This is a genomic window from Nitrospira sp. (genome assembly GCA_024760525.1).
Taxonomy (GTDB): domain Bacteria; phylum Nitrospirota; class Nitrospiria; order Nitrospirales; family Nitrospiraceae; genus Nitrospira_D.
Genome location: CP060499.1, coordinates 2,461,271 through 2,479,469 on the forward strand (window position 1 = coordinate 2,461,271; position 18,199 = coordinate 2,479,469).

Genomic DNA, 18,199 nt, shown 5'->3' on the forward strand with positions numbered 1-18,199 from the left:
CTTTGCCTCGATGCCGTTGACGCTGTTCCAGTCACGATGCTAGGTTGACCAGATGTCATCCTCTCCCGGCAAGCGATCACCCAACCGATTGATCCATGAGACCAGTCCTTACCTGCTGCAACATGCCTACAATCCCGTAGATTGGTATCCCTGGGGACCGGACGCGCTGCAGCTGGCCAAGCAGAAGAATCGCCCCATCTTGCTTTCGATCGGCTATTCCGCCTGCCACTGGTGCCATGTCATGGAACGGGAATCCTTCGAGAATGAGGCGATCGCCGAGCTCATGAATCAATGGTTTGTCTGCATCAAGGTAGACCGGGAAGAACGGCCTGATCTCGATGAGATCTATATGGCCGCTACGGTCACGATGAATCAAGGTCAGGGTGGATGGCCGATGACGGTCTTCCTGACACCTGAGCAAGAACCATTTTTCGCGGGAACGTATTTCCCTCCCGAAGATCGATGGGGCAGACCAGGTTTCGGCTCCGTCCTGAAGAAGATCGCCGATTACTGGGAAACACGGCCATCGGAAGTCCTGACTCAGGCCAAGGAGCTGACGGAACGACTGCAGGGATCGCGACAGGTTCCCTCCCCCATCTCCATCAGCGAATCGGTGATCGACGAGGCCGTCGCTCACTATAGAGAGGATTTCGACGGCACGCATGGCGGCTTCGGAACGGCGCCGAAGTTTCCACCGGCTACAGGATTGTCCTTTCTGCTCCGAAGTCACCGACGCTCACGCGATCTTCATACGCTCGCCATGGTCACAAAGACTTTGGACATGATGGCGGCAGGCGGAATCTATGACCACATCGGCGGCGGCTTTGCGCGCTACTCGACCGACGCGCGATGGTTGGTCCCTCATTTCGAAAAGATGCTCTATGACAATGCGCTCCTGGCCCGTGTGTATGTCGAAGCGTACCAAGTCACCAGGAAGCCGCTCTATCGGCAGGTGGTGAGCGAGGTCCTCGACTATGTGCGCCGGGAAATGACCGGGCCTGAAGGTGGAATCTATTCATCGACGGACGCAGACTCTGAAGGAGTCGAGGGAAAGTTCTTTGTCTGGACCCCTGCGGAGGTACAGGACGTACTCAAGGATGGTGAGGACACGCGACGGTTTTGCGCACTGTACGATATTACCGCATCGGGCAATTGGGAACATAAGAGCATTCCCAACCGCCTGCGGCCGATCGAGGACGTGGCCAGACAGCTGGATCTGACGGCCGATGAGTTGATGGAGACCGCATCCCGAGTGAAGCCGCTCCTGTATGAGGCGCGACGACAACGCGTCCCGCCCGGTCTGGATGACAAGGTCATCACGGCCTGGAATGGAATGATGCTGTCGGCCACGGCCGAGGCGGCGCGTGTGTTCGGAGAACCGGCCTATCTCGAACACGCGAAACGAACCGCCGATTTTCTGCTGCGGAATCATTCCAAACCGGACGGACGGCTCTTACGTACATCACGAGCCGATCGCGCGCATCTCGATGCCTATCTTGAAGACTATGCCTACCTTGCCGAAGGCCTGCTGGACCTCTATGAAGCCGGAGCCGAGGAATCGTATCTTCAGGCAGCGGCACGACTGGCGGACTACCTGATCACGGACTTTATGGATCATGAGCAAGGCGGCTTTTTCACGACGGCCGCACACCATGAATCCCTCATCCTCAGACACCGCGAGGGCACGGACGGGGCTATCCCCAGTGCGAATGCCGTCGCCGCCTCGGCCCTCGCCCGACTATCTTTTCATTTCGACCGTGAAGATTGGCGACGTGCCGCGACCTCCGCAGTACGAGCCTACGGCCGGCAAATGACCCGCTACCCCCGAGCCTTCGCCAAGAGTCTGGCCGTGGTGGACTTTCTGACTGAGGGACCAGTGGAGTTGGCATTCGTTGGAACAGAGTCGCAGGATGAGCTTCGCGCACTCCGTGAAGCGGTCGCGCACTATTATCTTCCCAATCGCATCGTGGCGACACAATCTCCCGGAGCGCCGTCCGCACTCCCGCTCCTGCAAGGCAAGGAGGCGGTTTCTGGACAACCAGCTTTGTACATCTGTCGAAATTTCACCTGTCAACGACCGATCACAGATCACCGCGCGATCGCAGACGCCTTACGAACCGACCAAACGACGTCGATGGACCATCGAGATGAACCACGGCTGCTGCAAGGCGCCAGCCTCTCGGGATACGCAACTATCCAAGGCACCGCAGCCTATGCTTCCCGTATTATGGCGCGTGACGGCGAAGTCGGCTTGGCCAACGGCTTTACGACACTCGGTACGTCGGGCTTGACCACGACACGGCTGGGGTTCGGTACTTACCGCGTCGATATGCAGAACGCCGAATTTCGCGAAGCGCTGAAAAAGGCTTTGCGGACGTCCTGCAATCTCATCGACACGTCGACGAATTACATGGACGGCGACAGCGAACGGTTGGTGGGATCAGTGCTGACGGAACTCGTTTCGTCGGGAGAATTTCGGCGCGACGAAATCATCGTCGTCTCCAAAATCGGCTACGTGCAGGGACAGAATCTGAACCTTGCCGAGGCCAAAGAACAGGCCGGCCGCCCCTATCCTGAACTCGTCAAGTATGGGGATGGGATCTGGCACTGCATCCATCCGGAATTCCTGGCGGACCAATTGACGCTGTCGCTGGATCGTCTGGGACTGACGACACTGGACATGTGCTTGCTGCACAATCCCGAATATTTCTTTTCAGAAGCGGCGCACCATGGCACAACAGATCTGGAAAGACTTCGCGTGGACTTCTATGCTCGACTCGAACGTGCTTTTGTGTACTTTGAAACCCAGGTCTCGGCGGGCCGGCTTCGATATTACGGTGTGTCCTCCAACACGGTCACATCTTCCGCCGAAAACCCGGAAGCGACATCACTGGCACTCATGATCCATGCAGCTGAAGCCGCAGCCCGATCCGTCGGGGTCCCGACCCATCACTTTCAGATCCTTCAATGTCCGATGAATCTTTTCGAGTCGGGAGCCGCCTTCACGGCAAATACAGGACCATCGCATTCCCAGACCGTCCTTGAGTATGCGCGGCAGCACAATATATCGATTCTGGTGAATCGGCCCTTAAATGCCATGGTGGCCCAGAACAAGATGCAGCGCCTCGCAGACTTCCCGCTCGAAGACACCCCTATCGATCTCGACCGCCAGCTGGCCACGCTCGGCAATCTTGAGCAAGAATTCCGGAATTCAATCGCGCCGAACATCCAACTGGCCGCGCAAGGAATGACTCCGGCAGAATTCTTCAATTGGTCGGTGGAGCTGCAGCGCGTACGTCCGCAGATTCAAGGACTGGAACATTGGGAACAGATTGAACACCGCACGATTGCGCCGCACGTCAACCAAGTCTTTCAGTTGCTTTCGCGCCAGCTTTCCGGAGCTTCGGCGGAACAATGGGAGGACTGGCGTCAACGATATGTTCCGGAATTGCTGACTCTGCTGCGCGGCCTCCGGCACGAAGCCACCATGCGAAGCCGAGCCCAAGCCGCGCGGGTCGCACAGACGATCGATCCCCTCTTGCCCGCATCCCATCGCGCCGCGTCGCTCTCACAAAAAGTATTCTGGACCCTTACCAGTACGCCGGGAGTGACCTGTGTGTTGAACGGCATGCGGACGACGAAGTACGTCGACGATACCCTCGCGGTCTTGAAGTGGGGGCCGCTCGAAGATACTCGGCCGATCTATGAACGAGCAGCGACACTGGTTCAGTGACCATTCAATTATCCTTTATTCAGAGGAGGATCTATGAGGCAGGTGTGTAGCGTCACTCTACTGGGCATGTCCGTTCTTGCCGTGCTTCTTGCGCAGGGTTGCGCCACTAAATCCGGATCGGGGGCCGGCCAAACGGGACGCGCACAGGAGGAGCGGATCAACGAACCAACGATCAAGGAGATTCCTTCCGACGATAGCCAACTGGCCGACTCGCGGATCAGCCCTGCCATGCAATCAGAGCTCGCATCCCGCAATGCGACCGGCCTGGTTGCCGGAATGCTGAGCGACATCTTGTTTGATTTTGACCGGGACTCGCTCCGCATGGATTCGATGCGCGTCTTGGAGGCCAATGCGAAGCAATTACAGAATGGCAGAGTGACACGTCTCCTGCTGGAAGGACGTGGCGATGAGATGGGCACCTCGGCGTACAATCTCGTTCTCGGTGAGCGTCGGGCCCGAAACGTGAAGTCCTATCTCCAACAGCTCGGCTTGTCCCTCGACGTGAACACGACGAGTTACGGAAAAGACCGGCCGCTCTGTTTTGAGCACAACGGCGATTGCAGACAAAAAAACCGGAGCGTTCATTTCACCGTCAAATGACACACGGAGCCGGTTTCTTCTCCGCGCGCCGTATATTTGTAACACACAGTTAACAATCTGCTCCTTGACACATCCCCCGTTCGTTCATTAAGGTCCATAAACTCTCGATTCATAGGGGGTTTCCGTGTCCAAACTCGCCGTTATCGATATCGGAACCAATTCCATTCATATGGTGCTGGCTGAGATTCTGCCGGACGCCAGTTTTAAGATCCTCGACCGTTTCAAGGACATTACCAGGCTGGGAAACGGCGTCTTTGCCACGAAGCGGCTGTCCGACGAAGCCATGGCCCGCGCGCTGGAAGTCCTCAAGACATTGGTGACACTCGCCCGCAACAAAGGGTTCGACCGCATCGTCGCGGTCGCAACCAGCGCCGTCCGCGAAGCACAAAACGGCGGCGATTTTGTCGCCTTGATCATGGAACAGACGGGGCTGCGAGTCCGGGTGATCAGTGGGACCGAAGAAGCCCGATTGATTTTCCTGGGCGTCAAGAACAGCATCGCCCTCCCGGACGGACCGACATTGGTCATCGACATCGGCGGCGGCTCCGTAGAATTGATCGTGGGTAACCGGGACGGGCTGATCCACGGCAAGAGCCTCAAACTCGGGGCGATCCGCTTAGCCGAACAATTTCTTCCCAAGACTCCGCCGTCGGAGTCGATGATGCACACCCTGGAACAGGCCGCCCTCACTCACCTTCGCGACGCTCTCGGATCGTTCAAGACGAAAAAGTTTCATTCGCTGGTGGCCACCTCCGGAATGGCCGGGAACGTCGCCGAGGTCGTCCATCTTCGGCAGACGGGACGACCGTTGCCGCAACACAATCTTGCGACGGTTCAGTTGAAAGATATCCGTGTCCTTGAAGCGGAGCTGGCCCAGTCGTCGGTGAAGGCTCGCCTGGCGATTCCCGGCCTGGACCCGAAGCGCGTCGATACACTGCTGCCCACCACCGTCGTCCTCCGATGTTTGACCGAACTATCGGGTCTGAACGAGGTCACGCTTTGCGACAAGGCAATTCGCGAAGGGGTGATCTACGATTTTATCGTGCGGCACCGTGAAGGCTTGAAAGCTGAAAATGATATTCCCGACGTCCGCCGTCGCAACGTGATCGGTCTTGCCCGCCGCTGTCACGCGCCTGAAGCGCATTCCCTGCACGTGGCCAACCTGGCATTGCGCCTGTTCGATCAAACCAAGCGGGAACACCATTTAGGGCTGCAGGAGCGTACCTGGCTCGAATACGCGGCCATCTTGCACGATGTGGGGTACCACATCAATCCGAGACAACATCACAAGCACGCCTACTACCTGATCAAGCATAGCGACTTGGGAGGACTGACGGCCGAGGAGATCGATGTGGTCGCCAATATCGCCCGCTATCACCGGCGGGCACTGCCGGCCCTGAAGCATGAAGAGTTCGACTGCCTGCCTCCCCGCTTGCAACGTGTCGTCAAGATCCTTGCATCGTTGCTCCGGATCGCCGACGGACTCGATCGAACCCATTTCTCTCTTGTCCAAGCCGTGAACGTCAAGTTTGGGAAGCAGGTCACGATCGAGGTTCATTTGACGGGCGACGCAGAGATGGAGCTGTGGGCGGCAACAAGCCGAGCCGACCTGTTCGAACAGGTATTCCGCCGGCGCGTCCACTTCTCGGGAGTGCAGGTGGACACCGACAAATCATGACTGAATCTCACACCATCAAGACCGCACCTCATCCTCACCCGGGGAAACTGATCATCGTCGAAGGCATCGATGGGTCGGGGAAAAGCACTCAACTGCAACTGCTGCACAAGTGGCTGGAGTCCAAAGGCCACAAGGTGTTCTTTACCGAGTGGAATTCCTCGGAGCTCGTGAAAGAGACCACGAAACGAGGAAAGAAATCGAAGAGCCTCACCCCGACGACGTTCAGCTTGCTGCATGCCACGGACTTTGCCAGCCGGTTGTATCACCAGATACTCCCTCCTTTGAAAGCAGGAATGATCGTCCTCGCCGATCGCTACATGTATACGGCGTTTGCCCGGGACGTCGTGCGTGGCGTGGCCAATGAATGGGTACGAAAACTCTATGCGTTTGCGATCAAGCCCGATATGGCGTTTTACTTCACAGTCCCGATTGAAGTCGCCATTTCCAGACTTGTGCGAGGAACCCGTGGCCAGTTCAAGTACTATGAAGCCGGCATGGATATGAATCTGAGCGCCGACGTTACGGAGAGTTTCCGAATCTTTCAATCACGGATCCTCACGGAATACGACAAGATCGTCGATGAATTCGGTCTCTTGACGATGGATGCCACCCAGGACATCGAGACGCAGCAGGAACACATGCGGGCGTTGGTGGCGGACGCACTCCATGGCTATAAACCCAGACGAGGCATCTATGGCCGACGCACGCTTTTTTGGCGACGGTTTGAAGTACCTAAATCCGAGTGAGCTGAAAGGGAAGCTGATCGCCGTCGAAGGGACCGACGGGGTCGGCCGATCGACTCACATCGAGATGTTGCAGGAATGGCTGGAGGTGCAGGGCTATGGAGTGATCACGACGGGATGGACTCGCTCCAACCTCATGTCCAAAGCGATCGAAATGGCGAAGGCCGGCAATATCCTCGATCGTTGGTCGCTCAGTCTTCTCTATGCCACGGATTTCGCGGATCGTCTCGAGCATCAGATCGTTCCGGCTCTCCGATCCGGGTTCGTCGTCTTGGCCGATCGCTACATCTATACGGCGCTTGCCCGGGACTTTGTGCGCAGCGGCGACCGCAAATGGATCCGTGACGTGTTCGGATTCGCCCTGATCCCGGATCTGGTGTGCTATCTGCGAATCGATGTCGAAACACTGGCGCTTCGAGTCATCGAGACCACTGGAATGAATTACTGGGAATCCGGCATGGATCTTCGGCTTGGAGCCGATCTCTACGACAGTTTCAAAAAATACCAATCGCTGCTGATCGAAGAGTTCGACAAGATGGCGGTGGAATTTCGGTTCAACGTCGTCGACGCGAGGAAATCTCCCGAGGAAATCCAGGATGAACTCCGAGGATATATTCTTCCCGTCCTACAGAACCACAAGCCTGTGGTCGAGGCGGGAACGGCCCCTGCCTAAGGCTGTTTAACCCGTTTCTTGGTGTGCGATCGCTTGCCTAAGGCCCGCAGTTGCATCGGCTCCAGCCAGCAGCGCAAGCGTCCTTGTCCCGATTTCACAACGCCCTTTATCTCGATCCAAGCGGTCCCGGCCTTCTTAAGTTGAAAACCGGAAATGGCTTTTCCGCAGAGCAACAGACCCGCGACTTCACCAAGCAGAGGCTCATGCCCCACACACACCACCACCGAATCAGGCGGGAGCGAATGTAGAAAAGCGATAAATTGATCGGGTTTGGCCCCGACAGCCAATTCTTCCCGCGTCTCGACTTTCAACGCCGGACAGACAGCCGCGCGCAGCAGCCTCGCCGTATCATAGGCCCGCACGAACGGGCTCGTAAACAGATGAGTGGGCTTACAGTCAAGCGCGGCAAGCCCTTCAGCAGCCTGTCTGGCTCGCCTCTTCCCTTTCTCCGTGAGAGGACGATTCTCTTCCGCTCCTTCCCACTCCTCCGGCTCAACAGCGATGCCATGACGAAACAGCACACAATCCATGCTCCCTCCTTCATCCGATGAACATGAGCCTACCACACAGGAACGGTACAGTTAACAGAAGTTTTACGTGGGAGTCATAGTCCTGCAACTCCTGCTTAGTACCCTCACAGTACGGCAAAAGAAACCGAACATGCCCGAGCGAAGGAGGAAGCATGATCACTGTGGGACAACTGATGAAGCGAACGCTGGCCACCGTGCCCGCAAGGGTGAACGCCGTCGATGCGGCGAAACTGATGTCGAATTGCAAGATTGTGAGCGTCTTTGAGGAAGATGACAATCACATTATCGGCCTCGTGACGGAGCCCGATCGTACCCGAACAGTGGCGGAGATCGAGGCACCACCCCTCCTCCCGGTGGATGACATGATGAGCAAGCCGATCGCCGGGATCGATGAACGACGTCCCATCACAGAAGCGGCCGATCTCATGCACCAGCACGGCATACGGCATTTGATGGTATTCAAGGCGGAGACGGTCGTCGGAGTACTCGCCGTTCGCGATCTCCTTCGTCCGGTATTGATCGATGAATTTTAGTATGTCTTGGAACACGCCCGGACAGGTTCTTCTGGCGGGGGGCGCCACCGCTTGGGATCGGCTGCGTAGCCTCGACCTGATGGAGGTATGGACCTGGGGAATCAAAGGAGTGCTCAGCCTGATGATGGTCACTATTTTGACTGCTCTCACCGGCGGGATCCTGAAAACATTCATGGATCTGTTGACCCTCACCCACCAACCGACGGAGATCGTGTTGCGACAGGTCATCATCAACACCCTGATCTTACTGGCAATCGTCGAAGTGTTTAAAACCACCTTGACCTATTTCAGCGAAGGTCGTGTCAAGGTAACCTTTATCGTCGACACCATTCTTGTGGTGATGCTGACCGAAGTGATTTCTCAATGGTTCAAAGGAGGCGATTGGCAAGCATTGGTGACTCTGGGTGGAATCCTGCTCACCTTAGGAACCATTCGCGTGATGGTCGTTCGGTGGAGTCCAACGCAGGCGCGGCGGCCGGTCTATGCGCCTATAACTCATGGTGATACAGGAGGTCACGCATGAATGCTATTGCGGGGCAAGCCGAAGCAAAGATCTTGATCATTGTTCAGGAGCAACGACACATTTTGCTCGAACAGCTTCTTTCTCGTCTTCCAGAACTCACTTGGAATCAGGTATTCATCATCGTGGATGAGCTGAGTCGGCGGGACTTGATCCGTTTACGACGCCGGGGATTTGAGTACGAATTGCAGGCCTGATTCGCCGCTTAGCGGCCCTCTCTGTCCACAGGTCGTGAGCGACAGATCATAGCCGGAAGGGCTCAGGTGGGCACTATGCCTTTTTCGAAGCCAGGGCCGGGCGACGGGAGCTCAGCCGCTCAATACGTTCAGCGACATCTCGATAGGACCCATCTTCCCGCCTGATCCAGCGATAGGATTCCATGGCTTCCGCGACACGGCCCAACGATTCCAGCGTGCGGCCGAGCACATAGAGAATTTGAACGGTTTCCTTGGAGGACCCCGGTGTGAATTTGAGTGCTTTCTGAAATGCCGGGACGGCCTCCTCATAGCGGCCGGACAGCTTATAACACAGACCCATCTGAGCATAGGCCTTGACTGCGAAGGATGGATCCACTCCGGCCATTTCAAACTGATCGATTGCAGCTTTGTGCATCCCGGCATTTTTCAGCGCAAGCCCGCGTTCATAGCGCTCCGCTGGGCTCACGACTGGCTCTGACACCTGATCGCTTGGATCCGACATGACGCTCCTGAACCTCGCGCAACTAACACTGGTCCATGTCAATGAAACCAGAAATCGCCCCGTTTGGCACGTAAGAAATAGAAAACTTACTTAAGGCGGATGGAAGCACCACTCCTGCCGTTCATCGAAGTCTACTTCTGGCTCCCGATCAGGAATCGTTGAAAATTATCGATGACGCTGCTGAACCACGAGTCTTTTCCCATTGCCGTCTCTCGTGTTTTGGCCGACTGCTTTAAGATGGTCCTCAATTCCCTAGTCCGATTCGCAACGTCTCGGAAGGTTGGTGTCGCTTGTTCAATTTGTCGGTAGACGTCAAACGCCTCGCCGTCCTGCCCGACCGATTCGAGGCTACGCCCTAAAAAATAGAGTGCATCGATGGTATCCCCCGGTGACGCCTTCTCATCCTGCAGGGCCGTACGAAACGCGTGTATCGCCGCGTGCGGCTCCTTCATCTTGACATAGCAAAGCCCTACTTGTGCGTAGGCCTTGAGCCACATTGACTTATCCTTCGCCGCCAGATGAAAGAGATCTACGGCCTCCTTCAATCGTTCTTCATCCTTCAACATCAGGCCCTGTGCGTAGGCTCTTTCTGGGGAACCAATAAAACGGCCATCGGCCGGTTCTTCGTTCGCTGGCGATCGGAGGTTTGGAACGGGGGCTTCCACTTCGCTCGCATCCTCCGGAGCCGTTGCCAGCCCAACCAGCTCTTCTTTAGCGGCCAGAGGAAGGATCCCTCCCCTGCATCGATCTAGGGCCGCTTGAGCGACCAATTTAGATGTAATCACTTTCGCTTGCTCGGCATACCCATAGGTCAAGGCCACATCGCATACCTGATTGATCAGGCGAGGGGTTCCTCGGCTCAAACGATGCACCAGCGCGCACGCTTTTTGGGTAAAGAGGGAAGGCCGTCCACCGGCGACTTGAATGCGATGACGAATACAACTGGCCGTGTCGGTCTCAGACAGCGGCTTCAGATGATAGTCAACGACGATCCGCTGCGCAAATTGAGTCATATCGATTCGCTGGAGCAATGTATGGAGATCCGGCTGACCGGAGAGGATGATCTGCAACTTTAAGGTCTGACCATCGTTCATATTGGACAGGAGCCGCAGCTCTTCGAGCAGCTCGGCTCCCAAATTTTGGGCTTCATCTACGATGAGGATGACTCGCCGCAAACGTTTCGATTCCTGAGCCAGGAATTCCGAAAACATGTGATAGGCTTCGATCGGATCAAGCCGCTTGGTGCTCAACCCGAGAGACAATAAAATCCAAGGCAAGAGATGCTCGATGTCATAACGGGCGTTGGTAACCAGCCCGATCTTGTGTTTGTTTCCGTGTTCGGCAATCAGCTTCTGGAGAAGGGATGTCTTGCCCATGCCCGGCTCGCCCGTAAGCACCATAAACGGAGCCTGGCTGAGGAGGCCATATTCGAGCAGGCTATAGGCAGCCTGGTGCTCTGAACCGGAGTAGAGAAAGCTGCTGTCCGGCAAGAGCGCGAACGGCTTGGTCTTTAGATGATAGAAGGATTCGTACATGATTGCGCCGCTCCGCCCTCCATGTCGTCTCCTATTGGGACAACATCGCTTTCATGTCGGCCAGCGTCAGAGATGATCGTCCTGCTTTGTTTAGGACCGTTCCAAGAACGGGGCGGGAATTCTTGACCAACCCTAAAGCCCGCTGCAGCTCATCGCCGGTCGTTCTCCCCTCCTCCACCACCATGAGAAGGGCATCCGTATAAGGTGAAAATGCCAGCACATCCGCGGTATGGAGCAGCGGAGGAAGATCGAATATGACGACTCGCGAGGGATATCGATGTTTGAGTTCTTCGACCAACGCCACCATCTTCGGAGAGGTCAGAATCTCGGTGGAGTTCGAAATGGCCCGTCCTCCCGGCAACAGCACGAATCGTCCGATTCCCGGGTGAAGGAGTAGATCCTCGACGGGCTGGTCGTCCAGCAAGTAATCGGCAAGCCCGAGACAGTCCTGTAATCCAAACACCTTGTGTACGCTTGGATCCTGAAGATCCGAGTCCACCAGGAGCACCGTCTGCGTCGTCTCCATGGCGAGACTGACGGCCAAGTTCACGGCCGTCAACGTCTTGCCCTCACCGTACCCCGGGCTGGTGACGCCCAGGACATTCCATCCATTCTCTCGAAGCCGATGCGTCACTTGCGTCCGCAATATTTTGTACGCATCGACAAACGGTCCCCTCTGATAGGAGGCCATCACCCGATGCCCGAGCAGCACGGGAAGTGGAATGTGGAGTGATCTGGTCCTCGTATACGTGATCGGAGGTGGGACAGAGTGAGATGCAGTCCGCTTCGTCCCTTCCCCACGAGCGGAAGCGGAGGAAGTGCCTTTGAAATCCTTATACAGCTTCAGTGCGGTTCGAATACGATCCATAATCCTTCTGTGTCCCTATTCCATGCCGAATCGTCTCAATGCGGTGAACCACAGCACATCCAACGGCACCACGAAGAAATGCAAGACGAGAAGAATCGTCGCCACCGCGCCTATCCCGGCACTCTGAAAGAGGCGTCGTCGCAATCTCACCCGGGACACATCCTCTTCGTTCGGCATAAAGGGAATGACCGCCAACGGGAAGTGTTGCGTCAGCGCGACGAGCTGTTCCGGCGTGCGGATCGAATGATCGAGTGATTCCACTGCAGCACCAGCGCCGATTCCACCACCAACCGCGAGGATGAACCCAAGAAGCACAATAGCCAGCCGATTCGGTTTGAACGGCTTTTCAGGAATGCTGGGTGGGTCGATCAAAGAAAAGCGCTCGCCTTTCCGCTGCACTTCCAAACCTTCCGACACTTTCGCCTCCAACAACCGAGACCGAATGTCCTGATACTTTTGTCCCGACGTATCCCGATCTCGAGTCAGCACAAGATACTCCGGTTCGATCTCGGGAGCCCGTTCCAGCCGTGTCGCGTATTCCTGAAGTCTGCGCTTCAAGTCCACTCTGGTTTTGCGAAGCGCATCCAGCGAAGCGGTTGCGGAATTCAGTTGGGCTTGGAGATTGATATAGGCAGGATTCTCCGGTCGAAGCTCAGTTTTCCGGCCGGGGGCGGCTTTGACGCGCCGTACTGCTTCTTCGAGCCCAGCGACCTTCCGACGTAACTGTACGATGTCGGGATGCTCATGCCCCAATCGCTCCAAATCCGCCGCTAACATGGCGCGCGCATCGGTGAGTCGTTTGATGGTTTCCACCTCATCGGGGAGCTGACCCGTCTCCTTCTCAAGCGCTTCCATCTCCTGCTTCATCTTGATGATATCCGGATGATCGGACGAGAGGTTGGCTGCAGCACCCGCATACTCGGCGCGCAGCGCGCGCAGGCGATCCGCTGAATCCAAAATGCGCTCTCCCGTGACGGACACGATCGGAGTGTTCGGCTTGATCGTGGCCAATTCTCCCTCAAGATAGGTTTTCCGTTCCTCGAGGCTTCGCAGCTGCTGATCGACGTCCATCAGCTCACGTTCAGCTTGGTTCATCAATTGTTGATTCAAGGGCATCAACTCCGGGAGCGCCCCGCTCGCCCGCTGTTTGAACGACGCGATCTTCCCATCGATCTCACCGATATGCTTGGCCAGATTATCCGCTTCCTGCTGAAGAAACGACGAAGCTTCCTGCGCTTGGCGCTCGCGACTCTTCAAATTTTCACCCAAGAACAGACTGGTGAGCTCGTTCGCCACCTTCTGAGCCAATTCAGGGACTCGGCTTTGATACGTCACCGTAAAGGCAATAGTGGCTTTGGTTGCATGCTGAGTGCGTTTATCCACGACATCCGCGCTGATCACTTCTACCTCTATATCCTTGACGAAGCGCCTCACGATCTCCTCTACCGGACTATTCTTCCGGAGGTCTTCGTACAGATTGAATTGCTCCACCACCTTCCACAAAGTGGTGCGGCTCATCACTTGTTGCTTGATGGTCTCGATGCGCTGGTCGGCATAACTCGTGATGGTGGATCGAACAAGATCGGATGGAATCTCCTGCTCCTCGATCAGAATAGTCGCCGTGGATCTGTAGGTCGGAGGCCACAGAAAAGCGAGTGCGAGTGCCACGCTCAACAGGCCGATACTTATCGAGACCATGAGCTTTTTGCGTCGTTGAAAGGACGCGACATAGTCCTTGAGACTCTTAACCTGCTCGGAAGACTGTGCTGAGACGTGTGTAGAAGCCATCGCTTGTCAGTTAGAGAATGCCCATTTCGGGGGAGAATACGTCACCATGAACATCGTGGCATGAGATTGCGCTGAATCCGCGGAAGTATCGATCTCCCGCCATCGATACATGTAGGACACCTCCGCTTGCCACCACTCGAAAACTCTCCAGGACAATTTTGGTGCGACACTGACATAGCTGCTGTCCGGAAACACTCCCCCGACGGCCGCCCTCGTCTTTCCTGACGTAAGCACTCCGACTACATTGAGGGAGCACGCAATGGTTTCCGAGATTTCGTATGAACCTGATACTTCTCCTCGATTGGTCTGGATGAGTAACCCAAGCCCGCTGGGAGCGAGATCCCGAGCGAAGGACGCATGCAGCGAGGCCCTCTCAAAATTCTTCGTCAGACTCGCCCCAGCCAACCACACCGTCTCTCGAGACGTGATATCGCCGATCGGTGTCTGTGAACTGCTAGACAAAAACCTCGGTCCGCCATAGACGGTCCCTTTGAGCGATTCTGCAAACTCGTGCATCAGGCTCATGTTGATCCCGGGAAAATGCGCTTGAAATAGAGATGGCGAGTTGGTGGTTCGGAAATCAACATACGATCCGGACAGTTGAATCTGATCTCGTTCAGTGAGTTGATAAAGAAACCCTCCGGATCCCCCCATCAACCGGTAGTCGGCCAATCTCTCACTTTCATACGTCGTGTCGGAAAACTGCACACCTGATTGAACAGAGAGTTTTTCCGTCAACCTTCTGGTCCACGTAGGATTCGCAGTCCACTGATTGCGTTGCGTGAACTGCAAAACGACTCCCGTCGCCTGCAACTCGCTGAGCAGTGTATTGTCCCGCATAAAACCACCGGTGAAGCCGATGAGATCCTGCTCTGTCCGATACTGCACCGACAAAGGGGCGTGGACATTCGAAAACTGCCTGTCCTCTCCGCCAAAGTAGCCGACGAAATCCGCAGCAGCGCGGCTGCTGACGTCCAGACGCTCGGTTTTTCCGGAAAACTCTGTAGCTGGTGTGACCGAGTATCCATAGGTGTCATCGTGAGGCAACGGGGTCAACAGCAGGTTGCTGTTGTAGATCCCTTTGACGCCGACAGACGGCGACAGCGACCATTCGGCCGCTTGGCCCCCCGGTATCAGGCCGAATGATACGAGCGCCGCCACAAGTATGACGCGGGCGGTCTCCCTCCGGCTCCAAACGCGACTCCTCCCTTTGCAGTGCGGTTGCATGGAAACTGTGATTGTCAGGGCACCATGACAACGTCACCGCGCCGAAGCATGATATTCTGCTCCAGGTCTTTGCCCTTGCGAAGATCGCCGTAGCGGAAGGGAATGGCGTATTGCTCTCCTCGTACTCGGCGCATGACCCGAATGTCGTTTTCCGCGGCAAACGGAGTTAAGCCGCCGGCAAGGCTCAACGCCTGAAGCACGTCGGTGTAATGGCCGATCAAATACTCGCCCGGCTTATTCACTCGCCCGACAACGTAGACCTTGTAACTGACGACTTTCGTGACCGCCACGGAGACATTCGGATTCGGAATATACTTCGTCAACCGCCTCACCAGGTCGCCACGGATGTCATCGACCGTCCGATCTTCGGCCTGGACATCACCGACGAGGGGAAACGAAAACATCCCGTCAGGACGGACGACGACTTCTCGTGTCAGCTGTTCATCCTTCCACACCGACACCAGCATGACGTCCTCGGCACCTAGGCGATATCCTGGATCAACCTGCGACATCGGTGAAACTGTCATTGCCTCATCTGCTCGAGCTTGACCAGGTAGCCCGGCGATGATTACGGCTGCTGCCACAACACACCCACTGACCACCAATCGCATCGAACGAGACATGGACTCTCCTTATCCTCTTATCTGTGCAAGAATTTGTTCCGCCTCTCGCCGTCCTTCGAACTGATCCGGACTTTTGAGGGCTTTCGATAGGTAGGTACGGGCTTCCGCCTGCTTCCCGGACTGAAAGAATGCTATCCCAAGATGATAATTCAAGACAGAGATTTCCGGAGATTTGGCAACAGCCTGCTTCATCAATCGAATCGCTTCTTCCTGTTGTCCCATTTTAAAACGCACCCAACCAAGCGTATCGATAAACAGCGGATGTGGTGCTTCCTTCTCAAAATCGCGGCTCAGCGCGAAGGCTCTGTGGAGACTTGACGGATCGCCTTTTCGTTCAACGAGCAAAACAGCCAGGTTATTCGCTGCGAGCACGTTGCGGGGATTCACACGAAGCGCTGACTCATACGCGGCCATGGCGGAGTCAATATGTCCTTTGTCCGAATGAGCGGAGGCCAACAGCATGTACAACTCTTCACTGTCGGGGTTGGCGTTCAAACCGTTTTCGAGGACCTGCACGGCCACATCGGGCATTTTCTGCGCCAAGGACAATGAGGCCCAGCTCAGCCATGGTGATATCCACTTTGGATTCAACCGCACGGCTTCGCGAAACTGAGCGGCCGCAGGCTCCTGTTCTCTCGTGATGGACAAGACCTCTCCGAGTAGGCCATGGGCGAATGGATGGGTTGGACGCGAAGCTAGAATCGATTCCAAGCGAGCCCTCGCTTGGACGGTCTGACCTTGAGCCACTTCAAGCTTCACAAGAGACAGCAGCGGTTCGGGATCATTCGGCGCCGCCGCCGCCGCACGCTCATAGGCGCTCCGAGCTTCCTCCACACGGCGTTGCCCCTCATAAAATCGCCCTTCAGCCATCAACGCCACGGAATTGCCGGCCGGTATCCGACGGATCCGCACCAAGGTCTGTTCGGCTCCCTGCCAGTTCTTCGTCGCCAAATCCAGCGTCATCAGCATGTCAAGGGCGGCCACATCATCCGGCCGCTGTTTCAACAGTTCGTCGAGCCGGGCACGAGCCTGTTGGTAGCGCCCGTTTTTGCTTTCCAACACGGCAAGGGACCGTTTCGCATCCACCTGGTCGGGATACAACGCAACTGCCCGCTCAAAACTTTCCTTTGCAAGGTTGGTTTCACCGGTCAGCTGATAGGCCTGACCAAGCAGATACTGAACCGTTGCCAGCTCGGGCTGATCGTGCAAAACTGTGCGAAATGCCTGTACGGCGTCCTTCCCATTTCGTCTGGCCAAAGCCATTCGACCCGATAAGATCAGCCCATCGGAAGAACGGGGATTGTCTTTTAGCACTTCCTCCACTTGACGCTCGGCTTCGACTTCCCTCCCCGCGAGGAGATCCATCTCGGCCAACCTCACCTTGGCTTCCAGACCGACAGGCTTCCCCTTGTATTCCTCAACCAACGCGGAATAACGCTCCCGTGCTTTTGCGTCTTGCCCGCTCTTCTTATAGAGCCCCGCAAGTCCGAATTGAATGTGGCTTGAATACGGCAGATGTGCGGCAGCATCGAGAAGTACCCGCTCGGCGGCAGGAACATCCTTTCGATTCATAAAAAAGTCGGCCAACATGAGACGGCATTGCTCGCTGTCCGGATCCAGGGTGACCGCCTCGCGTAGCACCGATTCCGCTTTCTCGTATGCGCCCCGACCCACATTGAAGCGGACGAGCCTCAGTCGATGATCCAAAGATTTAGGTTCAGCTTCGATCATCCGACGAATAGCCGCCTCGGCACCCACCCAATCTTTCGCTCCCGTCAACACGGCGTTCAAATTATTCAGAAGATCCAGATTTCTTGGATCCGCTTCCAGAGCTCTTCTGAGTGTGTTCTCCGCATCACGATACCGCCGCTGCTGACCGTATAACGTAGCCAGCAAGATGGCGACGTCCGGTTCTGTCGGAAACTCCCTCGCCAGCGCTTCCGCCTTTGGGATAGCCGGGGGAATCGCTTCCTCTGTCACAGCCTGTGCGGCAATCTTGAGCGCATTGGCCTGCGGCTGGTGCGGATCGCTTTTCAGCACCGTGTCGGCCACTTCCACCACATGATCAGTCAGACGGGCTTCGAGATAGTACTTGCCGAGCGTGATCAGCGCGGCGGGGTGATCGGGAACCAATCTGACGGCTTCCTGATAGAGTTGGACGGCGTTGCGCCAGTTCTTTTCCTTCTCCTCAACGTGAGCAAAGAGGACATAGGCATCCGCATCCTTGGGGTCTATTTTCAGGACATTTCTCAGGGCGACTCGAGCCTTGGGATAGTTGGCCGCTTCAATGTACTCATGGGCACGAGCAAAGTACTTTGCCTTTCTCTCCTCGGGACCGCCACAAGCAGCCCATGCGAACGCCGACAGAAGAACAATCCCGATTTTTACGCGCATGCCGAACGTCCATCCCCATTTATGCTGCATGAAAGGCGTTGTCATGGACCTAGGT

16 protein-coding genes are annotated in these 18,199 nt (G+C 56.1%); 8 read left to right on the forward strand and 8 right to left on the reverse strand.

Annotation, left to right across the window (positions count from 1 at the left end; translation table 11 throughout):
* Positions 1 to 52: 52 nt before the first annotated feature.
* From H8K04_11515 to H8K04_11535, 5 genes are all read left to right on the forward strand, one after another.
* Complete coding sequence (locus tag H8K04_11515) at positions 53 to 3,733, forward strand: DUF255 domain-containing protein (protein ID UVT14478.1); 3,681 nt, start codon at positions 53 to 55, stop codon at positions 3,731 to 3,733.
* Positions 3,734 to 3,766: 33 nt separating this feature from the next.
* Positions 3,767 to 4,333 (forward strand): OmpA family protein, encoded by a 567-nt coding sequence (locus tag H8K04_11520; protein ID UVT14479.1) that lies wholly within the window; start codon positions 3,767 to 3,769, stop codon positions 4,331 to 4,333.
* A gap of 124 nt (positions 4,334 to 4,457) precedes the next feature.
* Positions 4,458 to 6,011 carry a Ppx/GppA family phosphatase gene (locus H8K04_11525; protein UVT14480.1) on the forward strand — a complete coding sequence of 518 codons (1,554 nt, stop codon included), beginning with the start codon at positions 4,458 to 4,460 and terminating at the stop codon, positions 6,009 to 6,011.
* Positions 6,008 to 6,757 (forward strand): dTMP kinase, encoded by a 750-nt coding sequence (gene tmk / locus H8K04_11530; GenBank protein ID UVT14481.1) that lies wholly within the window; start codon positions 6,008 to 6,010, stop codon positions 6,755 to 6,757. The genes H8K04_11525 and tmk overlap by 4 nt, the downstream gene beginning before the upstream one ends.
* Entirely contained in the window at positions 6,705 to 7,427 is a 723-nt protein-coding gene (locus H8K04_11535; GenBank protein ID UVT14482.1) for a thymidylate kinase, read from the forward strand. The genes tmk and H8K04_11535 overlap by 53 nt, the downstream gene beginning before the upstream one ends.
* Here the strand turns inward: H8K04_11535 and H8K04_11540 are convergent.
* Positions 7,424 to 7,957 (reverse strand): histidine phosphatase family protein, encoded by a 534-nt coding sequence (locus tag H8K04_11540; GenBank protein UVT14483.1) that lies wholly within the window; start codon positions 7,955 to 7,957, stop codon positions 7,424 to 7,426. The two genes, H8K04_11535 and H8K04_11540, sit on opposite strands and share 4 nt — an antisense overlap.
* 152 nt (positions 7,958 to 8,109) lie before the next feature.
* Here H8K04_11540 and H8K04_11545 point away from each other — a divergent pair, with 152 nt between their 5' ends.
* Genes H8K04_11545 through H8K04_11555 form a run of 3 tightly spaced genes read left to right on the forward strand, consistent with a single transcriptional unit; the run spans position 8,110 to position 9,207 of the window.
* On the forward strand, positions 8,110 to 8,490 hold the full coding sequence (locus H8K04_11545; GenBank protein ID UVT14484.1) for a CBS domain-containing protein: 381 nt from the start codon (positions 8,110 to 8,112) through the stop codon (positions 8,488 to 8,490).
* Between the two features lies 1 nt (position 8,491).
* Complete coding sequence (locus tag H8K04_11550) at positions 8,492 to 9,013, forward strand: phosphate-starvation-inducible PsiE family protein (GenBank protein UVT14485.1); 522 nt, start codon at positions 8,492 to 8,494, stop codon at positions 9,011 to 9,013.
* Entirely contained in the window at positions 9,010 to 9,207 is a 198-nt protein-coding gene (locus tag H8K04_11555; protein ID UVT14486.1) for a hypothetical protein, read from the forward strand. Before H8K04_11550 ends, H8K04_11555 begins: the two co-directional genes overlap by 4 nt.
* A 73-nt stretch (positions 9,208 to 9,280) precedes the next feature.
* On the opposite strand, the gene H8K04_11560 is transcribed toward H8K04_11555, so the two are convergent.
* The 7 genes from H8K04_11560 to H8K04_11590 form a co-directional block, all read right to left on the reverse strand.
* On the reverse strand, positions 9,281 to 9,709 hold the full coding sequence (locus H8K04_11560) for a tetratricopeptide repeat protein (GenBank protein ID UVT14487.1): 429 nt from the start codon (positions 9,707 to 9,709) through the stop codon (positions 9,281 to 9,283).
* 131 nt (positions 9,710 to 9,840) lie between these two features.
* The gene (locus tag H8K04_11565) at positions 9,841 to 11,244 is read right to left on the reverse strand and encodes an AAA family ATPase (protein UVT14488.1); all 1,404 of its coding nucleotides are present in this window, start codon (positions 11,242 to 11,244) and stop codon (positions 9,841 to 9,843) included.
* A 31-nt stretch (positions 11,245 to 11,275) separates the two neighbouring features.
* A complete protein-coding gene (locus tag H8K04_11570; protein UVT14489.1) occupies positions 11,276 to 12,112 on the reverse strand; it encodes a CpsD/CapB family tyrosine-protein kinase in 837 nt (278 codons plus the stop codon).
* Positions 12,113 to 12,127: 15 nt separating this feature from the next.
* Positions 12,128 to 13,900, reverse strand: a complete 1,773-nt coding sequence (locus H8K04_11575) for a lipopolysaccharide biosynthesis protein (protein UVT14490.1) — start codon at positions 13,898 to 13,900, stop codon at positions 12,128 to 12,130.
* Between the two features lie 6 nt (positions 13,901 to 13,906).
* Positions 13,907 to 15,061, reverse strand: a complete 1,155-nt coding sequence (locus tag H8K04_11580; protein UVT14491.1) for a hypothetical protein — start codon at positions 15,059 to 15,061, stop codon at positions 13,907 to 13,909.
* An 80-nt stretch (positions 15,062 to 15,141) separates the two neighbouring features.
* A complete protein-coding gene (locus H8K04_11585; GenBank protein UVT14492.1) occupies positions 15,142 to 15,750 on the reverse strand; it encodes a polysaccharide biosynthesis/export family protein in 609 nt (202 codons plus the stop codon).
* A gap of 9 nt (positions 15,751 to 15,759) precedes the next feature.
* The gene (locus tag H8K04_11590; GenBank protein ID UVT14493.1) at positions 15,760 to 18,144 is read right to left on the reverse strand and encodes a tetratricopeptide repeat protein; all 2,385 of its coding nucleotides are present in this window, start codon (positions 18,142 to 18,144) and stop codon (positions 15,760 to 15,762) included.
* Positions 18,145 to 18,199 lie beyond the last annotated feature (55 nt).